Here is a 610-nt window from a genome sequence, read left to right on the forward strand (position 1 = left end):
AAACGGCGACCTAGCGACATTCTACCTGCCATCGACTGTTTGCCATCTTTTTCAAATAATGTATACGCGTAACAAGTGAACGATCGCTCGAAGTGTTGACATAACGTACCCTGAGTATTCGCGATGATGAGCTGAGTTTCGCCGTCACTATAACCATTGTATGGTGAGCTTGAAGCGTGAGGCAAAGCCACAACACCTTGCTCAAGCGCGAGGGACAGTTCAATTTTCTCATCGACCGATGTGGTATCGTCTTGCGCAATTTCTGCAATATCAGTGGTGATTTTGCTGTTTACGCAGCTGATGGTTTGATGTTCATCTTGCTTAGAAAAACGAGCACTTTGCAGCGCGTTTGTGAGCATCAAATCTAAACTTGGTTGCTCTAATGATTCAGAATAACTTGTCGCGACACGAGCATCTTTAATGACTCGAACACCCAGCACTTGGCTTGAGCTGACTTTGTACTCATCCAGCTTGCCTTGGTTTGCTTTCAGCGAAAAGCTGCTGTTACGGTTCACAATCACATCCGCTTCCGCACCTTGGCGTTTGGCTTCTGACAGGACGTAATCAACCGCGTTAAGAAGTTGTTGTTCTTGGCTCATTAGTTACCGCC

Annotated in this window: 1 protein-coding gene; it reads right to left on the minus strand. The window is 46.2% G+C overall.

The window, feature by feature from the left end:
- Positions 1 to 599: PmbA/TldA family metallopeptidase (locus tag R7Z49_RS26150; RefSeq protein WP_318112580.1), on the minus strand; the 599-nt coding region annotated here is incomplete at its 3' end.
- Positions 600 to 610 lie beyond the last annotated feature (11 nt).

The organism is Vibrio sp. 1562 (genome assembly GCF_033340155.1).
Taxonomy (GTDB): Bacteria; Pseudomonadota; Gammaproteobacteria; order Enterobacterales; family Vibrionaceae; genus Vibrio; species Vibrio alginolyticus.